Origin of the sequence: Arthrobacter sp. EPSL27, from assembly GCF_001512305.1 — a bacterium.
Taxonomy (GTDB): Bacteria; Actinomycetota; Actinomycetes; order Actinomycetales; family Micrococcaceae; genus Arthrobacter.
The window spans coordinates 765077-790245 of record NZ_LNUT01000004.1 but is presented as its reverse complement, the minus strand read 5'-3'; the positions used below and the strand labels follow the sequence as shown (position 1 = coordinate 790245).

21 protein-coding genes and 3 tRNA genes are annotated in these 25169 nt (G+C 68.0%); 7 read left to right on the top strand and 17 right to left on the bottom strand.

Features of this window, described 5'->3' with window-relative positions:
• Window positions 1–197: 197 nt before the first annotated feature.
• The gene (gene tsf, locus AR539_RS08185) at window positions 198–1034 is read right to left on the bottom strand and encodes a translation elongation factor Ts (RefSeq protein WP_066434640.1); all 837 of its coding nucleotides are present in this window, start codon (window positions 1032–1034) and stop codon (window positions 198–200) included.
• 158 nt (window positions 1035–1192) lie between these two features.
• On the bottom strand, window positions 1193–2053 hold the full coding sequence (rpsB, locus tag AR539_RS08180; protein WP_066434638.1) for a 30S ribosomal protein S2: 861 nt from the start codon (window positions 2051–2053) through the stop codon (window positions 1193–1195).
• A gap of 476 nt (window positions 2054–2529) precedes the next feature.
• Between rpsB and AR539_RS08175 the strand changes: the two genes are divergently transcribed.
• Complete coding sequence (locus AR539_RS08175) at window positions 2530–3054, top strand: murein hydrolase activator EnvC family protein (protein ID WP_082699247.1); 525 nt, start codon at window positions 2530–2532, stop codon at window positions 3052–3054.
• A 119-nt stretch (window positions 3055–3173) separates the two neighbouring features.
• On the opposite strand, the gene AR539_RS08170 is transcribed toward AR539_RS08175, so the two are convergent.
• The 6 genes from AR539_RS08170 to AR539_RS08145 form a co-directional block, all read right to left on the bottom strand.
• Window positions 3174–4364: an acyl-CoA dehydrogenase family protein gene (locus AR539_RS08170; RefSeq protein ID WP_066434635.1), complete on the bottom strand. Its 1191-nt coding sequence runs from the start codon at window positions 4362–4364 to the stop codon at window positions 3174–3176.
• A gap of 212 nt (window positions 4365–4576) precedes the next feature.
• Window positions 4577–4650: transfer RNA gene (locus tag AR539_RS08165), tRNA-Ile, on the bottom strand.
• A gap of 74 nt (window positions 4651–4724) precedes the next feature.
• Window positions 4725–5921: a glycosyltransferase gene (locus AR539_RS08160; protein ID WP_066434633.1), complete on the bottom strand. Its 1197-nt coding sequence runs from the start codon at window positions 5919–5921 to the stop codon at window positions 4725–4727.
• 101 nt (window positions 5922–6022) lie between these two features.
• Entirely contained in the window at window positions 6023–6928 is a 906-nt protein-coding gene (locus AR539_RS08155) for a DMT family transporter (protein WP_066434630.1), read from the bottom strand.
• Window positions 6928–7563, bottom strand: a complete 636-nt coding sequence (locus tag AR539_RS08150) for a CDP-alcohol phosphatidyltransferase family protein (RefSeq protein ID WP_066434628.1) — start codon at window positions 7561–7563, stop codon at window positions 6928–6930. Before AR539_RS08150 ends, AR539_RS08155 begins: the two co-directional genes overlap by 1 nt.
• Window positions 7564–7618: 55 nt before the next feature.
• Window positions 7619–8479: a phage holin family protein gene (locus AR539_RS08145; RefSeq protein WP_066434626.1), complete on the bottom strand. Its 861-nt coding sequence runs from the start codon at window positions 8477–8479 to the stop codon at window positions 7619–7621.
• A 183-nt stretch (window positions 8480–8662) separates the two neighbouring features.
• Between AR539_RS08145 and AR539_RS08140 the strand changes: the two genes are divergently transcribed.
• Both AR539_RS08140 and AR539_RS08135 read left to right on the top strand, forming a co-directional pair.
• Window positions 8663–9886, top strand: a complete 1224-nt coding sequence (locus AR539_RS08140; RefSeq protein WP_066434624.1) for a multidrug effflux MFS transporter — start codon at window positions 8663–8665, stop codon at window positions 9884–9886.
• A 67-nt stretch (window positions 9887–9953) separates the two neighbouring features.
• Window positions 9954–10361 carry a hypothetical protein gene (locus tag AR539_RS08135; RefSeq protein ID WP_066434619.1) on the top strand — a complete coding sequence of 136 codons (408 nt, stop codon included), beginning with the start codon at window positions 9954–9956 and terminating at the stop codon, window positions 10359–10361.
• A gap of 77 nt (window positions 10362–10438) precedes the next feature.
• Here the strand turns inward: AR539_RS08135 and AR539_RS08130 are convergent.
• From AR539_RS08130 to AR539_RS08100, 7 genes are all read right to left on the bottom strand, one after another.
• Window positions 10439–10511: transfer RNA gene (locus AR539_RS08130), tRNA-Asn, on the bottom strand.
• A 136-nt stretch (window positions 10512–10647) separates the two neighbouring features.
• Window positions 10648–10720 (bottom strand) — tRNA-Asn (locus AR539_RS08125).
• A 54-nt stretch (window positions 10721–10774) separates the two neighbouring features.
• Entirely contained in the window at window positions 10775–12655 is a 1881-nt protein-coding gene (gene dnaG, locus AR539_RS08120; protein WP_066434617.1) for a DNA primase, read from the bottom strand.
• 52 nt (window positions 12656–12707) lie between these two features.
• The gene (locus AR539_RS08115) at window positions 12708–13997 is read right to left on the bottom strand and encodes a deoxyguanosinetriphosphate triphosphohydrolase (RefSeq protein WP_066434615.1); all 1290 of its coding nucleotides are present in this window, start codon (window positions 13995–13997) and stop codon (window positions 12708–12710) included.
• Window positions 13990–15171 (bottom strand): tRNA dihydrouridine synthase DusB, encoded by a 1182-nt coding sequence (gene dusB / locus AR539_RS08110; RefSeq protein ID WP_066434612.1) that lies wholly within the window; start codon window positions 15169–15171, stop codon window positions 13990–13992. Before dusB ends, AR539_RS08115 begins: the two co-directional genes overlap by 8 nt.
• Before the next feature lie 65 nt (window positions 15172–15236).
• Complete coding sequence (locus AR539_RS08105) at window positions 15237–16676, bottom strand: YibE/F family protein (protein WP_066434610.1); 1440 nt, start codon at window positions 16674–16676, stop codon at window positions 15237–15239.
• 107 nt (window positions 16677–16783) lie between these two features.
• Entirely contained in the window at window positions 16784–18157 is a 1374-nt protein-coding gene (locus AR539_RS08100; protein WP_066434607.1) for an FAD-binding oxidoreductase, read from the bottom strand.
• Between the two features lie 256 nt (window positions 18158–18413).
• Here AR539_RS08100 and AR539_RS08095 point away from each other — a divergent pair, with 256 nt between their 5' ends.
• The 4 genes from AR539_RS08095 (at window position 18414) to AR539_RS08080 (ending at window position 22399) form a co-directional block, all read left to right on the top strand.
• Entirely contained in the window at window positions 18414–19166 is a 753-nt protein-coding gene (locus AR539_RS08095) for an alpha/beta hydrolase (RefSeq protein ID WP_066436321.1), read from the top strand.
• A 33-nt stretch (window positions 19167–19199) separates the two neighbouring features.
• Window positions 19200–20024: a DUF1295 domain-containing protein gene (locus AR539_RS08090; RefSeq protein ID WP_066434605.1), complete on the top strand. Its 825-nt coding sequence runs from the start codon at window positions 19200–19202 to the stop codon at window positions 20022–20024.
• A gap of 1 nt (window position 20025) precedes the next feature.
• Window positions 20026–20883, top strand: a complete 858-nt coding sequence (locus AR539_RS08085; RefSeq protein WP_066434603.1) for a lysophospholipid acyltransferase family protein — start codon at window positions 20026–20028, stop codon at window positions 20881–20883.
• 73 nt (window positions 20884–20956) lie between these two features.
• Window positions 20957–22399 carry a short-chain fatty acid transporter gene (locus tag AR539_RS08080; protein WP_231728540.1) on the top strand — a complete coding sequence of 481 codons (1443 nt, stop codon included), beginning with the start codon at window positions 20957–20959 and terminating at the stop codon, window positions 22397–22399.
• Between the two features lie 94 nt (window positions 22400–22493).
• Here AR539_RS08080 and AR539_RS08075 read toward each other — a convergent pair whose 3' ends face one another.
• On the bottom strand, window positions 22494–23513 hold the full coding sequence (locus AR539_RS08075; protein ID WP_066434599.1) for a GNAT family N-acetyltransferase: 1020 nt from the start codon (window positions 23511–23513) through the stop codon (window positions 22494–22496).
• A 2-nt stretch (window positions 23514–23515) separates the two neighbouring features.
• On the bottom strand, window positions 23516–24901 hold the full coding sequence (locus AR539_RS08070; protein ID WP_066434597.1) for a glycine--tRNA ligase: 1386 nt from the start codon (window positions 24899–24901) through the stop codon (window positions 23516–23518).
• Window positions 24902–25169 lie beyond the last annotated feature (268 nt).

The following is a 25169-nucleotide window of genomic DNA, read 5'->3' as shown; positions in this document are numbered from 1 at the left end:
CCGTTGGTGAACTCTGAAAAAGGGTATCGTGCCGGTGGCCAAAGGCGTCATTTGCGCCCGGTCCCGGTCGTTCGGATCTTGCCCGGCCTTGCCGGTTTCTTCCCTCCCGGGACGGCGTCCCGGATGCATGCAAAAGGGGTGGCCACCGCAGTGACCACCCCCTCAGCGTGTCTGGCTAATGCCCGACGTGTGTCTGACTAGGAACCGACGCGGAAACGCGTGAATGCGGTGCCCTTGACGCCGGCCTCTTCGAGGACCTGGGCGACAGACTTCTTGGCGTCCTTGGCGAATGCCTGGTCGAGGAGAACCTCGCCCTTGTAGAAGCCCGTGACGCGGCCTTCCACGATCTTCGTCATGGCAGCTTCCGGCTTGCCTTCAGCCTTGGCGGTCTCCTCGGCGATGCGGCGCTCGGAGTCAACGAGGTCGGCGGGAACATCCTCGCGGGTGAGGTAGTTCGGGGACATCGCGGCGATGTGCACGGCGACGTCGTGTGCTGCGGTGGCAGCGGCTTCGCCTTCGCCGTCAACAGCGAACAGGACGCCGACCTGGGCCGGGAGGTCCTTGGAGGTCTTGTGCAGGTAAGCGTCGACCGTGGCACCCTCGATGCGGGAGATGCGGCGGACAACCACCTTTTCGCCGAGAACGGCGCCCTCTTCAACGACAACCTCGGACAGCGGCTTGCCGTCGACCTCGGTGGCCAGCAGGGTCTCGAGGTCGGCAGCGCCGGACTCGACGGCAACAGCCAGGACCTTGTCGGCGAGCTGGATGAACTTGTCAGCCTTCGCGACGAAGTCGGTCTCGCAGTTGACCTCGATCATCACGCCGACGCCGTTGGCGACCTTGGCAGCAACCAGGCCTTCAGCGGTGGAGCGGCCTTCGCGCTTGGTTGCGCCCTTGAGGCCCTTGATGCGGATGATTTCGATGGCCTTCTCGGCGTCACCGTTGGCTTCGTCGAGAGCCTTCTTGACATCCATCATGCCGGCGCCGGTGCGCTCGCGCAGAGCCTTGATATCAGCAGCAGTGTAGTTCGCCATGTGAACCCCTCTGTCTAGAAATTTTGTGTGGTGTACGGACTGACAGGACGGCAGCTCACCTGGTGAGCGGCCATCCTGTCAGTTCCCCTGCGCCGTTGCGGGCGCGGAGGGAGATCCGGATTTATTTGTCAGCTGGGAAGCAGACCCGGTGGGTCTGGCTACTTGGCTTCGCCGGCGGCGTCGTCGGCAGCCGGAGCGGCTTCTGCAGCCGGAGCAGCTTCTGCGGCCGGAGCGGCAGCAGCCTCTTCGGTCTTGCTGCCTTCGAGGAGCTCGCGCTCCCACTCGGCCAGCGGCTCTTCCGGAGCTTCCGTGGTGCCGGTGGCGCGCTGGTTGCGGGCGATCAGGCCCTCAGCAACGGCGTCAGCAACAACGCGGGTCAGCAGGTTGACGGAGCGGATGGCGTCGTCGTTGCCCGGGATCGGGAAGTCGACTTCGTCCGGATCGCAGTTGGTGTCAAGGATGGCAACAACCGGGATGTGCAGCTTCTTGGCCTCGTCGACGGCGAGGTGTTCCTTCTTGGTGTCGACGATCCACAGGGCGGAAGGCGCCTTGGTCAGGTTGCGGATACCACCGAGGTTGCTTTCCAGCTTGGTGAGTTCGCGGCGAAGGAGCAGCAGTTCCTTCTTGGTGTACGCGGAACCGGCGACGTCGTCGAAGTCGATCTCTTCGAGTTCCTTCATGCGCTGGATGCGCTTGGAAACCGTCTGGAAGTTGGTCAGCATACCGCCGAGCCAACGCTGGTTGACGTACGGCTGGCCAACGCGGGTGGCCTGCTCGGCGATGGATTCCTGCGCCTGCTTCTTGGTGCCGACGAAGAGGACGGTGCCGCCGTGGGCAACGGTGGCCTTCACGAACTCGTAGGCACGGTCGATGTAGGACAGCGACTGCTGCAGGTCAATGATGTAGATGCCGTTGCGCTCCGTGAAGATGAAGCGCTTCATCTTCGGGTTCCAACGACGGGTCTGGTGTCCAAAGTGGACGCCGCTGTCAAGCAGCTGGCGCATAGTTACGACGGGCATGCCGGCGCTCCTTCCGGCAGGTCATTCATGAGAGAGCCCAAGGGGCACTCTTACCCTGCCAATAGTTGACGGTTGATTAGCAACACCCAGGCGGGCGGTGCTCCTGGCATCCACTGCGCGACTTACCCGGACCACAGGCCCGGACCGAAAGAGGCGCAGTCCACCGCATCTGAAGAGTTCAGGCTTCGAATGAGGAGGGCTGGATACGCGTAGTCAGCTGCTGCTCCCCCGCACCCCTGAATGAGGCGTGCCGGCATGGACAATTGAAATTGATCAAGTAAATTGACCGCGTAAATTGACCGCGCGTGAGGGCACAGCAAACTGCTCCACCAAGTGTACTACAGGGCCGGTGCCGGATTGCACCGCTTGCGGGGGTGCTGCCGGGGGCTTATCCACGCCGGCCGGACCACGCCTGCCTTTCCACATAGGGCTTTTGGGTGCTTCTTCAGATCCCGCGGCGGCGGCAGGCTGGGTGGATGAAGACTCCGGCATTCCGGGCCGCGGCGGCCGCCGCCCTGCTCCTGGTCCTGGCCCCTCCCGCGGCGACCGGCGCCTCCGGTCCGGATCCTGCCGGCGGCGGGTGGAGTTGGCCGCTGGAGCCCAGGCCGGCGGTCCTTCGCGTCTTCGACCCGCCGGCCCGTCCGTGGCTGAGCGGGCACCGGGGCGTGGATCTTGGGGCGGCGCACGACGGCGTTCGGGTTACGGCGCCGGCGGCCGGGACCGTGAGCTTCGCCGGAGTGGTGGTGGACCGACCCGTCATCACCATCGACCATGGCAACGGGCTGCGGAGCAGTTTCGAGGCGGTGCGCAGCCACCTCACGGCGGGCGACGCCGTGGCCGAGGGGGACGTTCTGGGGTCGGTCCTGCCGGGCCATTGCACACCCGCGCCGTGCATCCATTGGGGCGTACGACGCGGCGGGGAATACCTCAACCCGCTGGCGTTCGTGACGGACCTCCGGCCCTCCGTCCTGCTGCCGCCCCTCGATCCCGCTCCCGGGTAACACCCCTGGCTGAGGGGTTCGGTATTTGGCGCACGGTGCACGCAGGGACGGAACGCCGGCGGAGGTGCCGGCCGCACGGGCGGAGCGTCTTGGGGCCGACTCCGCCGTGCGGCCGCCTCCTAGACGATCGCGGAGATTCCCGTGATCGCCCGGCCGGTGACGAGAGTATTGATCTCGTAGGTGCCCTCGTAGGAGTAGATGGCCTCGGCATCCGAGAACACCTTGGCCATTTCGTAGTCGGTCACAATCCCGTTGCCGCCGAGGATGCTGCGGCCCAAGGCAACACTTTCGCGCATCCGCGCCGTGGTGAAGGCCTTGGCCAGGGCGGACTGCTCGTCCTTGGCCTGGCCGAGGTCCTCCAGCTGGGAGAGACGGACCATCATTCCCATGGAGCTGACGGCGTTGCCCAGGATCTGCACGAGCTGCTGCTGGACCAGCTGGAAGGAGGCGATCGGGCGGCCGAACTGGCTGCGCTCGACGGCGTAGCGGCGGGCGACGTCGAAGGCGGCGAGCTGCTGTCCCACCGCCTGCCAGGCGACGGCCAGCCGGGTGACCTTGAGGACCTTGTTTGTGTCGCGGAAGCTGTTGGCGTTCGCAAGCTTGAAGAAGTCCGGCACCACAACGTTCTCGAGCGTGATGTCGGCGTTCTGCACGGTGCGCAGCGAGATCTTATTCTCGATCTTGGTGGCACTGTAGCCTTCGGCCTTGGTGTCCACGAGGAAGCCCTTGACCTGGTTGTCTCCGACGTCCCGTGCGTAGATGACCACCCAGTCGGAGAAGGTGGCGTTGCCGATCCAGCGCTTGGCGCCGTTCAGGACCCAGCTGTCGCCCTCGCGGCGGGCGGTGGTCCGCGTTCCGCCGGCGACGTCGGAGCCGCCGAGGGGCTCGGTCAGGCCGAAGGCACCGATTTTCTTCAGCGAGTAGATATCCGGCAGCCAGGCGTCCTGCTGCTCCTGGGAGGCGAGGGCTTCGATGGAGCCGGTGAAGAGACCGTCGTGCACGCCCATGAAGGTCGCAATGGACGTGTCAGCGCGGGTGGCCTCTGCATGCATGATGCCGGCGAAGAGGTTGGAGTACCCCTGCCTCCGGACCGGGCTGACCAGATCGATCTCGGCGAGCTTCGGAATGAGGTCCATCGGGAACTCGCCGCGGTTCCAGCAGTCCACAGCAATGGGCTTGACCTCGCGGGCCAGGAACGCGCGGACCTCGGCGAGGCGGTCCTGCTCCTTGCTGCTGAGCAGCTGTTCGAAGGCGAAGAAGTCGCCGTCGGCGTAAGGGAGGTTGTTGATGTCGATGTCAGCTTTGGACATGGTGTTCCTTCACGTGTGATCAGCAGCGACCAGAATGGCGCGGGCTTCGCGCCAGCGGGATGTTACTCACCAGTAACTTACCGCACCCCGGACGGACACCGCAAGTGACGCACACCATAGGGAGTGTCAGAAACGAAAGGAGCCGCGGCCGACGTCGGACGTCAGCCACGGCTCCCGTGGGGGCGGATCCCTGAAAAGGGTCCGCAGGAATGTAGGGCTACTCGGACTTGAACCGAGGACCTTAGGATTATGAGTCCCGCGCTCTAACCAGCTGAGCTATAGCCCCGTGGGCCCGGAAACCGCCCTGCAGGGCCGGGTGTTTCCGGGCGGAAATCACTCTACCAATGGTAGTGGGCTGTTTCAGACCGCGAGGTCGTCGTAGCTGGCCCCGCGGTAAATGTCCTCGAAGGCCTGCAGGGTGCGCTCCAGGCTGTGGCTCTCCACGATCCCGCGACTCGCCTTGCCCATGGCCGCACGCTCATCCGCCGGCAGGGAGAGCACGCGGACCATTTTGGCTGCGAGGTCGTCGCTGTCGTTGGGTGTGAAGAGGTACCCGTTTTCGCCGTCGCGCACCAGGTGGGGCAGCGCCATGGCGTCCGCCAGCAGCACCGGTGTGGAGGCCGACATGGCCTCCAGCGTCACCAGCGACTGCAGTTCAGCCGTGCCGGGCATGCAGAACAGATCGGCGGCGATGTAGGCGCGGCGGAGTTCGGCGTCGCTCGCCAGGCCCAGGAACTTGACCCGGTCCTGCAAGCCCAGTCGCTGGACCTGGGCCTCGAGGGCCGGCCTGACCTCGCCGCCGCCGACAATTTCCAGGTGCACGTCGAGCTCTTTGGGAGTCTTGGCTACGGCGTCGATCAGCACGTCGACGTGCTTTTCCTCGGCGAGGCGGCCGGCGAACAGGACCGTGGGGCTGGCGTGGCGCTCCACTTCCTCCCCCGGCCCAAGTTCGTAGGCGGCGGAGTCGATGCCGTTGGAGAGCGGAAGCACCTGGCGGAGGAACGCGTGCTCGTGCATGGCCTTGGCCGCCAGCGGGGTGGGAGTGGTGACCACATCGGCCTGGCCCATGACCTTGCCCATGTCCTTCCAGGAGATGCGGCCAACGATGTCCTTGAACCACTGCGGGAAGGGCAGGAAGGGGTTGAGGTTCTCCGGCATGAAGTGGTTGGTCGCCACGATCCGGACGCCCCGCTTCACGGCTTCGTACAGGACGTGCTCGCCGATCATGTAGTGGCTCTGGATATGCACCACGTCCGGCTGGACGCGGTCGAACAGCAGGCTGATTTCCTTCTTGATTTCCCAGGGGAACGTGATCCGGAAGTATTCGTGCGTGGGAACTGAGTGCGACCGGATCCGGTGGACCGTGCCTTCTGCATTGAATTCGGTGAAGCTCTTGCCCTTGTCGGCACGGCAGGCCAGGACGTGGACATCGTGGCCGCGGGCCGTCATTCCCTTGGCCAGGCGGTAGCCGAACATGGCCGCACCGTTGACGTGGGGCGGGTAGGTGTCCGCGGCAATCAGGATGGTCAGGGGGCGCTGGTTGTCGGGCATGGTCACGTGGAGAACTCCTGGTGGTCACGGTGCGGGCCGCTGGGACTGGTGCGGCCTGCCGGCCGTCGGCGCAGGCCTGACGGGCCTGCTGCTGACGTCTGTTTGTCCTAGGACACCCGCCCCGCGGCCTTCCGCGCTTCCTTCTTGCGCTTGGTGACTTCTGGGTGGTGCCTGGACAAAGCGATCACTCCCACGATAGCAAGCGAACCGGCTGCGCCCATCGCAATCGCCGTCACGGCGTGGACATCGGGACGCAGTTCGCCAAGGATGGTGATCCCGATTGCGATGCCGACGATCGGGTCGATCACGGTCAGGCCGGCGATCACGAGGTCGGGCGGGCCGCCCGCGTAGGCGTTCTGGACAAACCACGAGCCGAGGGCCCCGGCGGCCGCGATCGCGACCACCGAATACCAGGGCACGTTCAGCACGCCCAGGCCGTTCGGGTCCAGCAGATGCTTGCCGATGATGCGGGTCAGGACGGCAACGAAGCCGAAGAGGATGCCCGCGCCGAGGATGTAGATGAACGCGCTCATCCGGTGCTTGAACACCAGGGCAAGGGTCCCGAAAAGCCCCACGGCCAAGGCCAGCAGCAGCACGACGGTCAGCTCGTCGGAGGAGCTGACCTGGTGGTTTTCCTGGGTGACATTGACCGCCAGGATGACGAACAGGGCAGAACCCGTGACGCACGCGGAAATGGCGACCACTGTGGCCCGGTTGATGCTGAGGCCCTGGTCCTTGGCATTGACGATGGTGGTGATGACGAGGGCGATGGCTCCGATTGGCTGCACCACGGTCAGCGGGGCCATAACCAGGGCGACGGCGTTCATCGCCATGCCCACGGTGAGAAGGAGCAGGCCAAATACCCAGCGGGGGTTGCGGAGCAGGCGCAGCAGGCCATGGGTGCTGAGGGCCAGTCCCCCGGTGTCCGCTTTGACGGCGCTGCCCTGGCGCTGGGCTCCGATCGCGAGGCAGAACGCGCCCAGCACAGCCAGCAGGACGGCGAACCACACCATCAGCGGGTGCCGCCTTCGACGTCGGGCCCGGCGCCTCTAAGGCTCCTGCCCTTGCGGATGATGGCCCAGAAGTAGTTGTAGCCGGCGATCCAGTGCCCCACGAGCCCGAGTCCCAGGCAGATCCAGGCGGCCACGAAGTACACCTCGGTGCCGGGCACCGGAAGCTTCGAGAGGACCAGCAGCGGCGTGCCGAGCAGCAGGAGGGCCGTCCGGATCTTGCCGATCCTGCTCACGGGCAGGTCGGGGTGGCCGTGGAAGTAGTGCAGAGACAGGGCCAGCAGGATGGCGTCCGGAATGAGGAGGGCCGCGAGGTACCACCATTCGAGGACGCCGGCGATCACGAGCGTGACGGCGACGGCGATGAGCGAGAGCCTGTCCGCGATGGGGTCCATGATCCGCCCCAGGTTGGACATCTGGTTGTACCGGCGGGCGACGTAACCGTCCACCCAGTCGGTGCTGCCCATGACCGCGAGGACCAGGGCGGCGTAGCCGTATTCCTGGACCCCCAGGACGAGCCAGATGAAGAGCGGGACACCGAGGAACCGCACCACGGTCAGGATATTGGGGACGGTGAAGATCCGGTCGTGATGGACCTGGGCCTGTCCGGGCCGGGCACCGGCGCCAATGAACTTCATCCTGTCCGCCTTTCCGTGGCCGGCAACGATCGGGGGCTGCAGTCCAGCGGGCTGCCTAGCCCTTGAGGAGTTTGCGCAGCAGGAAGACCAGCACCGCGGCGGAGGCGGTAAGGACGGCCAGGGGCTGCCAGCGCTGGCCCAGCTGTTCGGGCACGCCGCTCTTCGCGGCGGCGTCGCTTGCGGCGGACCGGAAGCCGGCGACCTTGCCGCCGAGCTGTTCCTTGCCGTCCTGCAGCTTCACCTGGGCCGCGGCCAGCAGCGCCTGGGCCTGGGTCTTGACGTCGAGTTCCTCGTTGAGCTCGTCGCGGACGCCCGTGAGGTGCGTCCGGCGCTCGTCCAGCCGGCGCCGCAGTTCCGCTTCGGTGGGCGGCGGGCCGAAGTCCGGCTCGGCGGCCCTCTGGGCTTCCTTCTCTGCCTTGGCCTTCGCAGCGGCCTCGTCCTTGGCGGCCTTGGCTGCCTTGTACGCGTCGGATTCGGGGTCCAGCAGGGCCGGATCGAAGGCGGAGCCCTCCTTGGCAATGCCGAGGTCGTACTTCAGGCCGCGGATGGTGTCCTCCGGAACCAGCGGCATGGCCTTCTTGAACCTGGCGACCCCCACCAGGGCCCCGATCGCGGCGATGACCAGGAAGGCGGCGGAGACCAGCAGGGCTGCGAGCCAGGCCGGCATCACGGTGGCGAGGCCCATGATCGCGGCGACAACCAGGCCAATGACCAGGAACAACACAAAGACCAGCGCCACGCCGAGGAAGGCGGCGGCAACCCCGACTTGAATGCCCTTGCGCTTGAGCTCGACCTTGGCGAGGGCGATCTCGTCGCTGAGCTGCCGCGGAGCAAGTTTGAAGATCAGCTTGAGGGTCTTGGGCAGCGCAGCGACGCGCAACCCCGTGCTTGTCCCGCCGGTGTGACGTCCGCTCATCGGTCCCGCCTAACTGATTCATCCGTGATTCCGCTTCCGCGGGCTTGCCGGTCTGCGCAGCTTCACGCACACCCCGGTGTCAAAACTACCATTCAGGCCGCGGCCCGGGCGCGGCGGCGGGCTGTGGCGCGCCTCCCGTTTCACGGCCGGCGGGCAGGGACGCGGGCCCTAGGATGGACCTCTGTGACTACACCCCCCAATCCGGGCGATTCCCTGAGCCGGCGCCGCAAGCTGCTCTACATCCTGATGCTCGGCGCCCTGACCGCCCTGGGACCCTTCACGGTGGACCTGTACCTTCCCGCTTTCCCGGCCCTGGAGGAAAGCCTGGGGGTGTCCGAGGCGGCCGTGCAGCTGACCCTGGCCGGCACCACACTCGGCTTCGCCCTGGGCCAGCTTGTGGTGGGACCGCTCAGCGACAAGTTCGGCCGGCGGATGCCGCTGATCCTGGCGACGGCGGTGCACATCATGGCGTCCCTGGGTGCGGCGCTGTCCACCGACATCACGACGCTGGGGTTCTTCCGCGTGCTCATGGGCATCGGCGCGGCGGGCGGCGGCGTGGTGGCGATGGCGATGGTGCGGGACCTGTTCAGCGGCTACGCGATGGTGCGGATGTTCTCCCGGATGGCGCTGGTCAACGGCCTGGCTCCGATCCTGGCGCCGGTAATCGGCTCACAGCTGCTGCTCTTTATGCCGTGGCCGGGGATTTTCCTCTTTCTGGCCGCCTACGGGATGACCGTCCTCATCGCCGCGGTGTTCGTGGTGCGCGAGACGCTGCCCAGGGAGCTCCGCGGCAAATCCGGCATGACCTCCCGCCAGCGCTACGGCGTGCTGTTCGCCGACCGCATCTTCGTCGGGCTGCTGCTGGTGGGCGGCATGAACTTCGCCGGCCTCTTCACCTACCTTTCGGCGTCGCCGTTCCTGTTCCAGGACGTGTATGGCTTCACCCCGCAGCAGTACGGCCTGCTCTTCGGCGTGAACTCGCTGGGCATCGTTGCCGGCGTGCAGACCAGCTCACGGCTCATCCGCAAGGTCCCGCCGCAGTGGATCCTGGCCTGCTCGACGGCATGGATGTTCCTGATGGCCGTGCTGATTGTGGTCTTCGACCAGCTGGGCTTCGGGCTGTGGGGGGTCATGGTGCCGCTGTGGTTCTACATCCTCGGTGCAGGCTTTACGTTCCCGTGCGTGCAGGTGCTGGCCCTGGCCAAGCACGGTGCCCAGGCCGGTACCGCGGCCTCCCTGCTTGGCGCCGCCACGTTCCTCATGGCAGGCCTCATCTCGCCCGTGGTGGGCTGGCTGGGCGTCACGTCCGCCACCCCGATGGGCGCCGTCCAGGCCGGGTGTATCTTCCTCGCTGCGGCCGCCCTGTGGCTGGTGGTCCGGCCCCGCACCGTCCCGCCCATCCAGTAGCCGGCACAGCGTTTTCACCCGGCGCCGGCCCTGTTCCCGTCCCACCGCTGGCGATAAAGTTGGAGATGTGCCCCACTGGCAGGAACATCCGCCCCTCCCGGCCACGTGGCAGCGGTGTGACACCGGAATCCTGCCTCTGTGGTGGGACCGCTTGTGCAGTCAGACCAGCCAGCAGTCGGCGGCGCTCTTCGCCGCCGGGCTCTTCACCGAGGACCGCCGGCGCCCGATCGCGCAGTGGTGCAACAAGGCCGACGATTCCGCCCTCCTGGTGGCCCCGGAGACCTCTCCCGAGTGGCCTGTGCAGCGCTTCGGCATCTTCTACGCCCCGCCGGGCGGCGGGTTCACCCAGATCCACTCCGCCCCGCACGAGTGGCATCCCCGCGAGCCCCGCCAGTCCCCCACCGAGTTCGAGGCATTCCAGGGTGCGGTGGCGGAAGCCGAGAGATTCCTCCAAGTGGAAATGTACTTCGTCTAAGGACGTGCCGGGCCGCCGTAAGAGGGCACAAAAAAGGTCCCGCAGCCGGTGGTTTCACCGGCCGCGGGACCTGTCCGCTCCTCCTGCTGGACTTGAACCAGCAACCCTTCGATTAACAGTCGAATGCTCTGCCAATTGAGCTAAGGAGGAATGAAGCAGGTATGACATTAGCAAAGGTTTTGCCGCTTAGGAAATCGGCGCCCGGCCCTCCCCCGCAGCTCCCGGCAATACCCCCTCCGGGTATAAAAAAGTCCCCGTTCCGGAAACCCGGAACGGGGACTGCGCGCTCCTCCTGCTGGACTTGAACCAGCAACCCTTCGATTAACAGTCGAATGCTCTGCCAATTGAGCTAAGGAGGAATGAAGCGGGTATAAGCCTAGCAAACACCCGGCCGGGAAGTGAAATTGGCCCCGCTAGCCCTCCGAGCGGAGCGACCTCCGCTGCATCTCCAGCTGCATCAGTTCGCGGTTCAGCCGCTGGAACGCCTCCGGGTCGGACGTGGCGTCCAGCCGCTGCAGCTGCCCCATTTTCTCGGCCTTGACCCGGGTGATCTGCAGCTCGAACAGCCGCGCCAGGATGTCCCGGCAGTAGCGCTGCACGCCGTCGGCGGTGCTGGCCGGCAGCGGCACCACGGCCAGCTCGGACACCAGCGGGCGCAGGGGCTCGGGAACCTCCTGCAGCAGCTGTTCCACCCACCGCACCGGGTCGCCGGTGAGCGCCAGGCCGTTGGCCCGGATGGCCTCCTGGATGGCGAGGTACGCCGGCGTAGAGAACCTGGCCTCGGAGAACCGCTGCCAGGTCTCCCCTTCGAGCATTCCCGGCTGCTGCAGGGCAACCTCAAGCGCCTGCCGCTCCATGGCGGCCACAGGGTCCCGCGGATCGGGCCGGTTGAAGGACGGCAGCACGGGCGACGGCGGCAGGGGCGCCACTCCCGGCGCGGACCCTTGGCCCGCCGGCTGCTGCGCCGACCGCTTGGCGGCGGCAGCGACGGCGCGGCTGACTTCCTCGACCGGCATACCCAGCCAGCCGGCGAGCTCGCGGGCGTAGGCCGGGCGGATGCCGGCGTCCCGGATCTGCGCCACCACGGGCGCGGATTCGCGCAAGGCGGCGATCCTGCCCTCGACGGTGTCCAGGTTGTGCCGTTTCAGGGCGGCGCGGATGGCGAACTCAAACAGCGGGCGGCGGGTGCCGATCAGGTCCCGGACGGCGGCGTCGCCCTTCGACTGGCGGAGCTCGCAGGGGTCGGCCCCGCCGGGCTCCACGGCCACGTAGGTCTGGGCGACGAAGCGCTGGTCCTCCTCGAAGGCCCGCAGGGCGGCCTTCTGGCCGGCCGCGTCGCCGTCGAAGGTGAAGATGACCTCCCCGCCGCTGCCGTCGTCCGAGAGCAGGCGCCGGGCGATCTTGATGTGCTCGGTGCCGAACGCGGTTCCGCAGGTGGCGACGGCCGTCGGAATCCCGGCGAGGTGGCAGGCCATCACGTCGGTGTAGCCCTCGACGACCACCAGCTGGCGGTCCTTGGCGATGTTCCGTTTGGCCAGGTCGATCCCGTAGAGGACCTGCGACTTCTTGTAGAGCGCAGTCTCGGGAGTGTTGAGGTACTTGGGGCCCTGGTCGTCCTCGTAGAGTTTGCGGGCGCCGAAGCCGATGGTGTCCCCGGCAATGTCGCGGATGGGCCAGATCAGCCGGCCGCGGAACCGGTCATAAATTCCCCGGCCACCCTCTGAAAACATGCCAGTGAGCTTCAGCTCAGCGTCGGTGTAGCCGCGGCCGCGGAGGTGCTTGAGCAGCGAGTCCCAGCCCTGCGGGGCGTAGCCGACGCCGAAGTGGTCCGCCGCGGCACGGTCGAAGCCGCGGGCGTGCAGGAAGTTCCGCCCCTCGGTGGCGCCGGGGGTCAGCAGCTGGGCGCGGAAAAACTCGTCCGCGATCTTGTGCGCATCCAGCAGCCGCTGCCGCCGCCCCACCTCTTCACGGTTCGGGCCGGAGCCGCCGTCCTCGTACCGGAGTTCGTAGCCGATCCGGGCGGCCAGTTTCTCCACGGCTTCATGGAACGTTGTGTGGTCCAGCTTCTGCACGAACGAGATGACGTCGCCGTCCTCGCCGCAGCCGAAGCAGTGGTACCTGCCCACCTGGGGGCGGACGGTGAAGGAGGGCGACCGCTCGTCGTGGAAGGGGCACAGGCCCTTGAAAGAGCCCAGCCCGGCACCCTTGAGGGTGACGTAGCCGTCGACGACTTCCTTGATGTCCGTGCGCTGGCGTACTTCGTCAATGTCTTCGCGTTTGATCAGGCCGGCCACAATGCCATCCTAGTCCCCGGGTACGACGCCGGCGGGCCGCCAATGGCGTCCGTCACCACAGCGACGGCAGGCTGCCGACGAGCCGCTCGTACATGGCCAGCGCGGATCCGTCCGTCAGCGACGCGACCTGGTCGATCACCACACGCAGCCGCGCGCCGTCGTCCGCGGCGTCCTGCCAGTCGGCAGCGAACATCGGCTCGAGGTGCCGGTCACCGGTGGCGTTCAGGGCGGTGACGAGGGCGTGCAGGACCTCCCGCTGGCGTTCGTAGATGGGCTGCCGGTGTTCTGTGGTCATCACGAAAGTGGTGGCCAGGCCCTTCATCACGGCGATTTCCAGCACGGTGTCCTCGGGAACGATCAGCTCCGCGTTGTAGCGGGTCAGGTTCTCGGGGCCGTAGACGGCGCGGGTGGACGCGAGCGCGCTCTGGCAGAACCGGCCGATCAGCTGGCTGGTCATGTCCTTGAGCGCCGCCATGGACTTGCGGCTGCCGTCGGTCTCGCGCACCCACACGCTGGTGGCCTCCAGCCGGGCGAGGGCGGCATCAATCGCGGCGGGGTCGTTGTGCGGCAGGTACCACTGCTTGGCGTAGCCCACCACGCGGGCACGGTGGTCCGGGTTGTCCATCCAGCGCAGCTGGAAGTGCCCGGCGACAATCGCGTCCTCGACGTCGTGCACGGAGTAGGAGATGTCGTCGGCCAGGTCCATGACCTGCGCCTCGAGGCAGGAGCGGTGCGCGGGGGCGTCCTCGCGGATCCAGTCAAAGATGGGCAGGTCGTCCTCGTAGGCGCCGAACTTGCTGGTCCGTTCGCCGTGGATCACGGGGGCGTTCTCGGCGGACCACGGGTACTTCGCGGCGGCGTCCAGGCTGGCACGGGTCAGGTTCAGCCCGGCGGGGCGCCCGTCCGCGGCGAGCACCTTGGGCTCCAGCCGGGTCAGCAGGCGAAGCGTCTGGGCGTTGCCCTCGAAGCCGCCGATCGCGTGGGCGACCTCGTTCAGCGCCGATTCGCCGTTGTGGCCGAAGGGCGGGTGGCCCAGGTCGTGGCTGAGGCAGGCGGTGTCCACCACATCCGGATCGCAGCCCAGGGCACGCCCCAGCTCGCGGCCCACCTGCGCCACCTCAAGGCTGTGGGTGAGGCGGGTGCGGACAAAGTCGTCGGTGTCAGGGGCCACGACCTGGGTCTTGGCCCCCAGCCTGCGCAGCGCCGAGGAGTGCAGCACCCTGGCGCGGTCGCGCTCGAAGTCGGAACGGTACGTGGACTTGGGCGGCTCCTCCACCCAGCGGGCGGCGTCGCGGGCCACGTAGCCGTCCAGCACGGGAGCGGAGGTTCTGGTTTCAGCCACCGGACACGTCCAGTTCCGCGTGGCAGATTTCGCGCGACTGCTCGGCGTCCAGGGTGCGGTCCAGAAGCCAGTCCTTGGGCAGGGCGGGTTTCTTGGGCGAGCCCGCACGGCCCCGGGGACCTTCCGCGTCCACTCCGGGGTAGGGCGATTCGAGGTCCAGCTGGTCCAGCGTTCCGCGGAGCACCTCAAGGCTGGTCACCATCGCCAGCTTGGTCCGCAGCTCGCTGCCGACCACGTATCCCTTGAAGTACCAGGCCATGTGCTTGCGGATTTCCCGCAGCGCCTTGCCTTCGTCGCCGCCGAACGTTTCCACCATCAGCTGGGCGTGGCGGTACACCCCTTCGGCCACCTGACCCAGGCTCGGCTTGTGGCGTTCGTCGCTGCCCTCGAAAGCAGCCATGAGGTCACCGAACAGCCAGGGCCGGCCCTGGCAGCCGCGGCCCACCACCACACCGTCGACGCCGGTCTCGCGGACCATGCGGACGGCGTCTTCGGCGGACCAGATGTCGCCGTTGCCGAGGACCGGGATGTCCGGCAGCGCCTCGCGCAGCCGGGCGATCGCGGACCAGTCGGCCTGGCCGGAGTAGAACTGCGCGGCGGTGCGTCCGTGGAGCGCGACGGCGGCGACTCCGGAGTCGCGGGCGATCCGGCCGGCGTCAAGGTAGGTGAGGTGGTCCTCGTCGATGCCCTTGCGCATCTTGATGGTCAGCGGGATGTCGCCCTTGGAGGCTTCCTTGACGGCGGTCTGCACGATCGCGGTGAAGAGGTCGGTCTTCCAGGGCAGGGCCGAACCCCCGCCCCGCCGGGTGACCTTGGGCACCGGGCAGCCGAAGTTCAGGTCGATGTGGTCGGCCCGGTCTTCCTCGACCAGCATGCGCACGGCCTGTCCCACCGTGATGGGGTCCACTCCGTAGAGCTGGACAGAGCGCACTTTCTCGTCGTCGTCGTGCGAGATGATGCGCAGCGACTCCGGCGTGCGTTCGACGAGGGCACGGGACGTGACCATCTCCGCGACGTACAGGCCGCCGCCGTATTCACGGCACAGCCTGCGGAACGCGGAGTTGGTGATGCCCGCCATGGGAGCCAGGATCACGGGGGTGTCCACCGTGAGGGGACCCAGCTTCAGGGGCGGGAGTTCCAGCTTGGGGGCGGGAGGGGTAGCTACAACAGTCACCCGTTTATTGTCTCAAAGCCGGGCAAATCGGCCGGATCCGCGCCGGATATGTGGAAAATCCGGCGTCAGTCCCGCGCCGCGGCACGGCGCCCGCGGCGCCCTGCCGGCGCGGGTCCGGGCTCAGGTTCGGAGGGATCGAACCCGGCGCCGCCGCCCTCCGGCTGCCGGCCGCCGTCGTCCGCTGCAGAACGGGCCGGGCCTGCAAAGGCGGGCTGGAGCACGGCGCTCCGGTCCCCGCCGGCCGCGCTGCCGCGGGCTTTGATTCCGGTCGCCTTTACCACGAGGACCGCGATCAGGGTGGTGACCGGAATGGCCAGGACCAGGCCCACCGAACCCACCAGGGTACGGATCACTTCCTCGGACAGCTCGGCGCTGGTGAGGGCATCCCCGAGCGGCCGTTCGTAGAGCATCACGAGGATCAGCACGGGCAGCGCCGCGCCGGCGTACGCGAATGCGATGGTGTAAACCGTGGAGGCGATGTGGTCCCGCCCGATCCGCATGGCGGAGGCAAACAGCTGGCGGGCGGATGTTTCCGGGGCCAGTTCCCAGAGTTCCCACACGGCCGAGGACTGGGTGATGGTGACGTCGTTGAGGACGCCCAGCCCGGAGATGATGAGCCCGCACAGGATGATGCCGGAGATGGAGATGTTGTCGGAGATGTTGGCGAGGGTCGCCGAGTCGTGGCTGCCGACGCCGGCGAGGTTGGCGGCGTCGGTGGCCCAGGCGGCCAGGAGCGCGGTGATCGCCAGGCCGAACATGGTGCCCAGCAGCGCCGTCGAGGTCCGGGCGGAGAAGCCGTGGGCGAAGTAGAGCACCCCGATCATGATCACCGTGGACCCCACCAGCGCCAGCAGCAGCGGCGGCTTGCCCTCCACCAGCCCCGGCAGCATAAACGAGACCAGCACGCCGTAGGCGCCGACCAGCCCGATCAGCGCCCGCAGTCCGCGCCAGCGGGCGACGGCGATCACCACCACGGCGTACAGGACGGCCAGGAAGATGATGGGCAGGGTCCGGACGAAGTCGACGAAGACGTAGGCGGGGGTGCCCTGGGCTTCGGCGCCCTGGACCTTGGAGAGGTTCAGGTAGCGGATGTTGTCGCCGGGCTTCACGCCGTGGGACTTGGCGACGTCGGGGTTGATCACCACTTTGACGGGGTTGCCGCCCTTGTCCGGGTCCGTGAACGCAAAGGTGCACTCGGAGCCCGGCTGCGGCGCGGCTCCCGCTTCTGCCCCGCCCTCCTGGAGGGCGTCCATGCAGGGGCCGGTGACCACACGCTGGATCTTGCCGGTATCGAACGTGACACCCGGCGCGGCCGCGTAGGGGCTGGCCAGGGTGATCCCCTCCTTGCTGCCTGAGGGCCACAACAGGGCCATCGCCACGAGTGTCAGCAGCGTCAGAGGGATCAGGATGGCGGCCAGGATGAGGTTGGCTTTCTTGCGCGCGGCGAGCGCCCGGGGCGTCAGATCCGCGTGCCCCGGAAGGGTGTGTGAATGTCCGGCGCCCATCAGCAGTTCAACCTCATGCCGAAGACTTTACTGGGTTCCGCGGGGCCGTCCGGACGCGTGGCGTGCCGGGGAGCCCCCTGCTGATGACGCGCCGGGACCCTGGCGGACTACGCCGGGGTGATGTTCTGGTTGACGTGGAAGAGGTTCTGCGGATCGTAGGCGGCTTTGATCTCCCGCAGGCGGTTGTAGTTGGGCCCGTAGTTTTCCGCGATCCGGGGCAGGTCGTCGTTGTCCATGAAGTTGATGTACCCGCCGGGAGCCGAATAGGGCCGCAGGGCGGCCGCGTAGTCCCGCACCCAGGCGATGTTGGCCTCGTTTTCCGCCGGGTCCATCCACTGGCCCGCGATCACCGGGGAGAACCTGACGTCCCTGTTGGCAAACGCCGTGTCCGTGGCGCCCACCCGCTGGACGGCGCCATCGATGGGATAGATGTGGACCGCGGTCTGCACGCTGGGGACCCTGCTGCCGTGCTCGATGTGCGCCGCGATGGCGCCGTCATTGAGCTCCGCCAGGTAATCCGCTTTCCAGTAGGCCTGCATGCCGGGGGGCTGGAGCGGGTCGAAGGCCGAGTTCAGCGCGGGGTACGGCATCGGCCCCACCATGGATCCGGCCGCCGGCGCGGCGTCCAGGAAGGGTTGCCAGCGGGCCGGACCTTCCGCCGGGTCGCCGGTCCACATCCCGACGACGACGCACACCGGCTTGCCATGCCACTCTTCCGGCAGGAACGGCACCGGCGGGCCCTGGTGGAAGCCCAGGAACGCGCCAAACTCTTCCGGTGCGGAGGCCATGTGGTCCCGGTAGAACGCAGCCACCGTCTGCGCGTGCTCGATGGGGTAGATGATGATGCCGGCATGGACCATGTCCACGGGGTGCAGCCGGTACTCGAACGAGGTCACGACGCCGAAGTTCCCGCCGCCGCCGCGCAGCGCCCAGAACAGGTCGGGGTGCTGGTTTTCGCTGGCGGTCAGGAACTTCCCGTCGGCCGTGACGACGTCGGCCGAGACGAGGTTGTCGCAGCTGAGCCCGTACTTGCGGCTCAGGTAGCCGATGCCGCCCCCGAGGGTCAGGCCGGCGATGCCGGTCGAGCCGACAATGCCGCCGGGAGTTGCGAGGCCAAAGGCGTGGGTGGCGTGGTTGAAGTCGGCCCAGGTGGCCCCGGCCTCGGCACGCGCCGTGGCCGCCGCGGGATCGATGCGCACCCCGGTGGTCTGGGAGAAGTCGATGACCAGCGCGTCGTCCCAGGTGCCAAAGCCCGGGGCGCTGTGCCCTCCCCCGCGGACCGCCAGATCGAGGGAGTTGTCCCGGGCGAAGTTGACGCACGCGATCACGTCAGCCACCTGGGATACCTGCACCACCGCGGCCGGGCGCTTGTCGATCATGCCGTTGAAGACCGCACGCGCCGCATCGTAGCCTGCGTCTGAAGGCGTGATGACCGGCCCGCGGACTTGCTCGCGCAGGCTGTCCAAAGATGTTCCGTTCATTTTCTTTACCGTCGATTTCGTCGTGAGTTCCGACCCGGACGGTGAACTGTGCTCCCAGCCGGCGAGACGTCCGGAGGTTTACGAGCACAGGCCTACTCCTGCGTCCCCGCACCGTCAAGAGCATCCCGCCCGCCGGGGCAGCACCCGCAGGGATCCCTGCCAATCTCCCGGAGGCACCGCTCCGAATGTTCTGAGGGCGCGCTGCGCGCCCTATGGTTGGAAATGACGGACGAGACGTGGAGGATACAGCGTGGCCATACGCAAGATCGACGACCGCGAACCTGCGCAGGGGGTCCCCGGGCCGGCGGCCAGGGCTGTCCTGAGCATTGCCGGAGCTGCCGGGGAAACCCGCGGCGTGGCGCTGGTGCTGCACGGCGGCCGCGCGAACAGTTACGACGCCGTCCGCGGGACGCACCTCAGCCCCGCCCGGATGATCCCCTTCGCCCGGGCCCTCCAGCGCGGGGGCGGCAGCGACGGGCTGGCCGTCTGGACCCTCCGGAACCGGTACCGGGGCTGGAACGGAAAGGACATGTCCCCTGTCGAGGATGCCCGCTGGGCACTGTCCCACATCAGCCGCGAACACCCCGGCGTCCCCGTTTACCTCCTCGGCCACTCCATGGGCGGCCTCACCGCGCTGTGCGTCGCTGACCACCCCCAGGTCGAAGCCGTCGCCGCCCTCGCCCCCTGGCTGGACAGCTCAACCCCCGCCGGACGCGTGGCCGGCCGCCGGATCCTGATCGTCCACGGCACCGAGGACCGCTGGACCAGCCCCGCGAATTCGCTCGCCTACGCACGCCGGGCCGACGGCGTCGCGGAGTCCGTGGACTACGTCGCCCTCAAGGGGGCCGGGCACTTTATGTTCCGGCGGGTGGGTCTGTGGAACTCCCTCGCGAACGGTTTCATCCTTGACGCCTTCGCCGCCAGTTCAGGCCGGAATGTCGACGGCGACGCCGACGCGTTCCGCAGCCTCCTGCCCGCGTCCGGAGTCCGCCTGCCGGTGGTGCTGTGATGCCGGTGGTGCTGTGATGCCGGCGGTGCTGTGATGCCGGGCCTCCCCCTCAGCGACTTCCCCCTGGGGCCGTTCCTGGCCAGCCTGCCCTGGGTTGCGGCCGGGATCGCGGCCCTGCTGGCCGTCACGTTCGTCGTCGGCGTCCGCCAGCGCCGCCACTCGGTGATGGACACCGTCTGGGGGCTCGGCTTCGTGGTGGCGGCTGCCATCTCCTGGTTCCTTTCGGCCGGGCACGGCGACGGCGGCCGCCGCCTGCTGCTGCTGGCACTCGTGGCCGTGTGGGGCGTGCGCCTCGCTGTGCACATCGGTCTGCGCGCCCGCGGCGCCCACGAGGACCCGCGGTACGCGGACATGCTCTCCTCCGCACCCGGCTCCCGGAACACCTACGCGCTGCGCAAGGTGTACCTGCCGCAGGGCGTGATCCTGTTCTTCGTCTCCCTGACCGTGCAGGTGGGGATGTTCAGCACCGGAACCCTGGGCTGGCTGGCCTGGCTGGGCGTGCTGCTGTGGGGCGTCGGTTTTGTCTTCGAAACGGTGGGCGACTGGCAGCTGGCACAGTTCAAGGCCGATCCGTCGCGGCGCGGGACGGTGCTCAACACCGGGCTCTGGCGGTATACGCGGCATCCGAACTACTTCGGCGACGCCGCCGTCTGGGCCGGGATTTTTCTGGTGGCTGCCGATTCCTGGCCGGGCGTGCTGACCATCCTCTCCCCCGCGCTGATGATCTGGCTGCTCGCCGGCAAGTCCGGCAAGCCGCTGACTGAGAAGGCGATGTCCTCCCGTCCCGGGTACAAGGAGTACGTGGAAGCCACCTCGGGTTTCCTGCCGCTGCCGCCTCGCCGGCGGGGCGGGCGCTGACATGCCCTGGCTCCCCCGGCCCAGCGACCGCTTCTACCGCGTCATTGTCCGCACCGGGTTGGCCTTGGTCCGGCTGTTCCGGATCCGGGTCATCGTGACCGGGCAGGAGCACCTCCCGCCACCGGAGCCGCCCGGAGCACCGGCCGGCACGGCCGCGCCCGGCCCGTCCCGCCACGTGGTGCCGGGCCGGGGCGCCCTGGTTGCGATCACACACTTCGGCTACCTCGACTTCGCCTTCGCCGAACTGCTGCTGTGGCGGCACTCCAGGGCCCAGCTGCGCTTCCTCGTCACCCAGGCCGCGGCCGACCACTGGCTTGCCGGGCCCGCCGTCAGTGCGGCCGGCCACGTGGTGGTGGGCTACGGGAGCGGTGCCGACGCCTACGCCGCCGCCGTCGACCGGCTCCGCGCGGGCGAGTACGTCGCGATCCTGCCCGAGGCCGGCGTCAGCCGCAGCTTCCGTGTGCGCGAGTGCAAGACCGGCGCCGTGCGGATGGCGGCGGAGGCCGGTGTGCCCGTCATTCCGGTGTCCGTCTGGGGCGCCCACCGGCTGATGACCCGCAGCCGCGGGTTCTCCCCCGCCCGGGCCTGGCGCGCCCCGGTGCGGATCCATGTGGGCGGGCCGGTGACCCTGGGACCGGGCATCACGGCCCCGTCCCAGGATGCCCAAGCGGCCACGGAGGCGCTGCGCGCAGCCCTCCAGGCCGGAATCGACACCTGCATCGCGGACTTCCCGCTGGAAGCGGCCCCGGGCGCATGGTGGATGCCAGCGGACCTGGGCGGCGGAGCACCCACCGACGAGGAGCGGCAGCGCCTGGACGAGGCCGAGGGCCCGCGGCGCGCAGGAGGCCGGCGCCGATAAACCCGGTTACCGCCATCGTCTTGACTAAGCTCCATGGGGTACAAAATCGCACTCAATGAAGAGGTACTCCTCTGTGGCAAACACAGTCCTGACGCAAAGCGGAATCGGCGAAGAACGCGGTCTCGCCCGAATAGCCCAACGGATGGCGGCGTGGACGGAGAAATGGTTCCCCGATGCCTACATCTTCGCCCTGGCCGGCGTCATTATCATCGCCCTCGCCGCGCTGGCCATTGGCGCCTCGCCCCAGTCGATCGCCGATTCCTTCGGCAACGGCTTCTGGGACCTGACCGCATTCACCCTGCAGATGGCCATGGTGGTGCTGACCGGCTACGTCGTAGCCACCTCCCCGCCCGTCGCCAGGCTGATCAACCGGCTGGCCCTGGTTCCGGCCACGGCACGCACCGCCGTCAGCTTCGTGGCGCTGATGTCGATGTCGGTGTCCTTCCTCAACTGGGGGCTCAGCCTCATCTTCGGCGGCCTCCTGGCCCGCGCCATCGCCCGCCGCAAGGACCTGACCGTGGACTACCGCGCGCTCGGCGCCGCGGCCTTCATGGGCCTCGGGGCCGTGTGGGCGCTCGGCTTGTCCTCCTCGGCAGCGCAGCTGCAGGCCACCGCGGCCTCGCTGCCGCCCGCCCTGCTGAAAATCACCGGCATCCTGGACTTCGGCGCCACCATCTTTACCTGGCAGTCGCTGCTCACCCTCGCCATCCTGGTGGTGCTCACCACCGTGATCGCGCACTTCTCAGCGCCCCAGGGCGGAGCCATCCGCACCGCTGCGGACCTCGGCGTCGACCTTGACGACGAACCCAGCGAACCGGAGCCGCGCTCGCGCCCGGGTGAATGGCTCGAGTACAGCAGGATCCTGCCCCTCCTGGCCGGCATCCTGACGCTCGGCTGGCTGGTCTCGCAGTTCCTCACCAAACCGTTCCTGACCGTGGTGAGCAGCCTCAACGGCTACCTGCTGGTGTTCCTGATCCTCGGCCTGGTGCTCCACGGCACCCCGCGGAACTTCCTGCAGGCCGTCACCAAAGCCGTGCCGGCAACCGCCGGCATCCTGGTCCAGTTCCCCCTCTACGCCGCGATGGCGGCCATCCTGACCAAGGCCACCGGCCACGGCGGAATGACGCTGTCCTCGCACATGGCCGAGTTCTTCTCGGAGATCGGCAGCGGCGGCGGGTTCGCCGTCGTGATTGCGCTGTACACGGCCCTCCTGGGCCTGTTTGTGCCGTCGGGCGGGGGCAAGTGGCTCGTCGAGGCGCCGTACGTGATGCAGTCCGCCACGGATGTGCAGATGAACCTCGGCTGGACGGTGCAGATCTACAACATCGCCGAGGCCCTGCCGAACCTCATCAACCCGTTCTTTATGCTGCCGCTGCTGGCGGTGCTGCGGCTCCGGGCGCGTGACCTGGTGGGCTTCACCTTCCTGCAGTTCGTGTTCCACCTTCCGGTGGTGCTGATGCTCGTCTGGCTGCTGGGCGAGACGTTCGACTTCGTTCCGCCGGTGATGCCGAAGTAAGGGCGAAACCGTAGCAGGGCCAACGAAAACCGGCCCGCACCCGGCAGTGCGAGGAATCCTCGCCGTGCAGGGTGCGGGCCAGCCGTTTAAGGGGCTATGCAGGGTCGGAGACCACCAGGGTTTCCGCTCCGGCCAGGCGTGCCTTGCCGCTTTCCAGCAACGGCTCGACGACGGCGCGCAGGGCAGTCATCGAATCGTCCAGTTCCAGCAGCACCGGGTACTGGTACGCAATCAGCGCCAGCAGGTCCCGGACCGCGGCCTGGGCGTCCTCCGCGGACAGTTCCGGCTCGTGGCCAAGGAACACATCGGAGGGTTCACCGGCCGTGTCCGCGTGGCCGTTGCCCGAGGCGGCGTCGGGGCCGCCCAGGCCAGGCCCGCCCTGGGCGTAGCTGACCGCGAACGCCTGCAGCCGGCCCTTTTTGCTGGCGGGAACCCCCGCCCCGAAGGCACTGGCCTTGGGGGCGCGCAGCACAATCGCGCCGTGGGCGCCGCTGAGATCATCCAGGAACAACCGCTGCACGGTGGCGATGCTGAGGTCGCCGGGGCTGTCCCAGCCGTGCACGGCCGTGTAGTACCGGCCCACGACGTCGCTGAGCTCCACCGACCCGGTGGCAAGGTCCTCCACCTGCTCGGAGGCGGCCGCCTCCGAGCCGTCGCCGAAGACCGGCAACTTGAGCGCGCCGGGCTCCACGACCACCAGCCGGGAACGCTGGATCGGGGCGAGGCCGGCGGCCTCGGCGAAGGCGGCGCCGGGCGTGCCCGGTTCGACCTTGGTCCGGAGCCGGGACACTCCCGACGGCGACTGCGCGGCCTCGTGCCGGAGCATGGCCAGCAGCGTGGAGCCGATGCCGGTGCGGCGGTGGTCGCGGGCCACCTCGACGTACACCCAGAGGCGTTCCGGATGCAGCGAGGCCTCGTGGACCACGCCGGCCGCGACGGGGATGGCGACGCCGTCGATGACGTCCTCAGCCACGATGCAGCGGCGCCAGGGCGCGTTGCCCGACGGTGCCAGGGTGCCGCGGAACTGCCGGGCCTGCTCGGTTTCCGGCCCGCCCCACACTTCCAGCAGCGCGAGGTCGTCGCCGTCGCGCCATTCGCGGTATGCGATGGCCATTCTCAGGCGCCGATCAGCCGTGCGGCCAGGTAGCCCTCCACCTTGTCCAGGGAGACGCGTTCCTGGCTCATGGTGTCGCGTTCGCGGATGGTGACGGCCTGGTCGTCCAGGGTTTCGAAGTCCACGGTGATGCAGAACGGGGTGCCGATCTCGTCCTGGCGGCGGTAGCGGCGGCCGATCGCGCCGGCGTCGTCGAATTCGATGTTCCAGCTCTTGCGCAGCTGGGCGGCGAGGTCCTTGGCCTTCGGGGACAGGTCCTCGTTGCGGCTCAGCGGCAGCACGGCGGCCTTGACCGGGGCGAGGCGCGGATCGAGCTTGAGGACCGTGCGGACGTCCACGCCGCCCTTGGCGTTGGGTGCCTCGTCCTCGGTGTAGGCGTCGATCATAAACGCCATGAAGGAGCGGGTGAGGCCGGCGGCGGGCTCGATCACGTACGGGGTGTAGCGCTCGTTGGTGGCCTGGTTGAAGTAGCTCAGGTCCTGGCCGGACGCCTTGGAGTGCGTGGAAAGGTCGAAGTCGGTCCGGTTGGCGATGCCCTCGAGCTCGCCCCATTCGGAGCCCTGGAAGCCGAAGCGGTATTCGATGTCCGTGGTGCCCTTGGAGTAGTGGCTGAGCTTCTCCAGCGGGTGTTCGAAGAAGCGCAGGTTCTCTTCCCGGATGCCGAGGCCCGTGTACCAGGCCATGCGTTCCTTCATCCAGTACTGGTGCCACTGCTCGTCGGTGCCGGGCTCGACGAAGAATTCCATTTCCATCTGTTCGAACTCGCGGGTGCGGAAAATGAAGTTGCCCGGCGTGATCTCGTTGCGGAAGGACTTGCCGATCTGGCCGATGCCGAACGGCGGCTTCCGGCGGGAGGTGGTGAGCACGTTGTTGAAGTTCACGAAGATGCCCTGGGCCGTTTCGGGGCGCAGGTAGTGCAGGCCCTCTTCGCTGGCCACCGGGCCGAGGTAGGTCTTGAGCAGGCCGGAGAACTCCTGGGGTTCGGTCCATTCGCCGCGGGTGCCGCAGTTGGCGCAGGCGATGTCCTTGAGCCCGTTCTCGGCGGGGCGGCCCTTCTTCTCCTCGTATTCTTCCTCGAGGTGGTCCGCGCGGTAGCGCTTGTGGCAGGACAGGCATTCCACCAGCGGGTCGGAGAAGACCTCGACGTGGCCGGACGCTTCCCAGACCTGGCGGGGCAGGATGACGGAGGAATCCAGGCCGACGACGTCTTCGCGGCCGCGGACCACGGACTGCCACCACTGGCGTTTGATGTTTTCCTTCAGCTCGGCACCGAGGGGCCCGTAGTCCCAGGCAGAGCGGGAGCCACCGTAGATTTCACCGGCCTGGAAGACGAATCCCCGTCGTTTGGCGAGGGAGATGATCTGGTCGAGTACGGATTTTGCTGCCATGGGAACTCCACTTTCTACAGGGCCGCTGGGTGCGGTCCGCGGTCTCAGCCCCGGAACCCCGGCTGGTTGCCGGACGGGGCACTACAAAAACGCACAACTTATCCCTAAAACAGCACACACTCAAACACGCGGCCCGAGGGGCGGACACAGTGATGGCGGCGCAGGAAGCTGCGCCTCCTAGCCTACCGGCCCGCCGGGTTCCGGCGGGCGGCAGCCGCCCGGGCCCGGCTGCCTGGTCTGGTTATACGGTTCCGGTCATCCGGGTCCG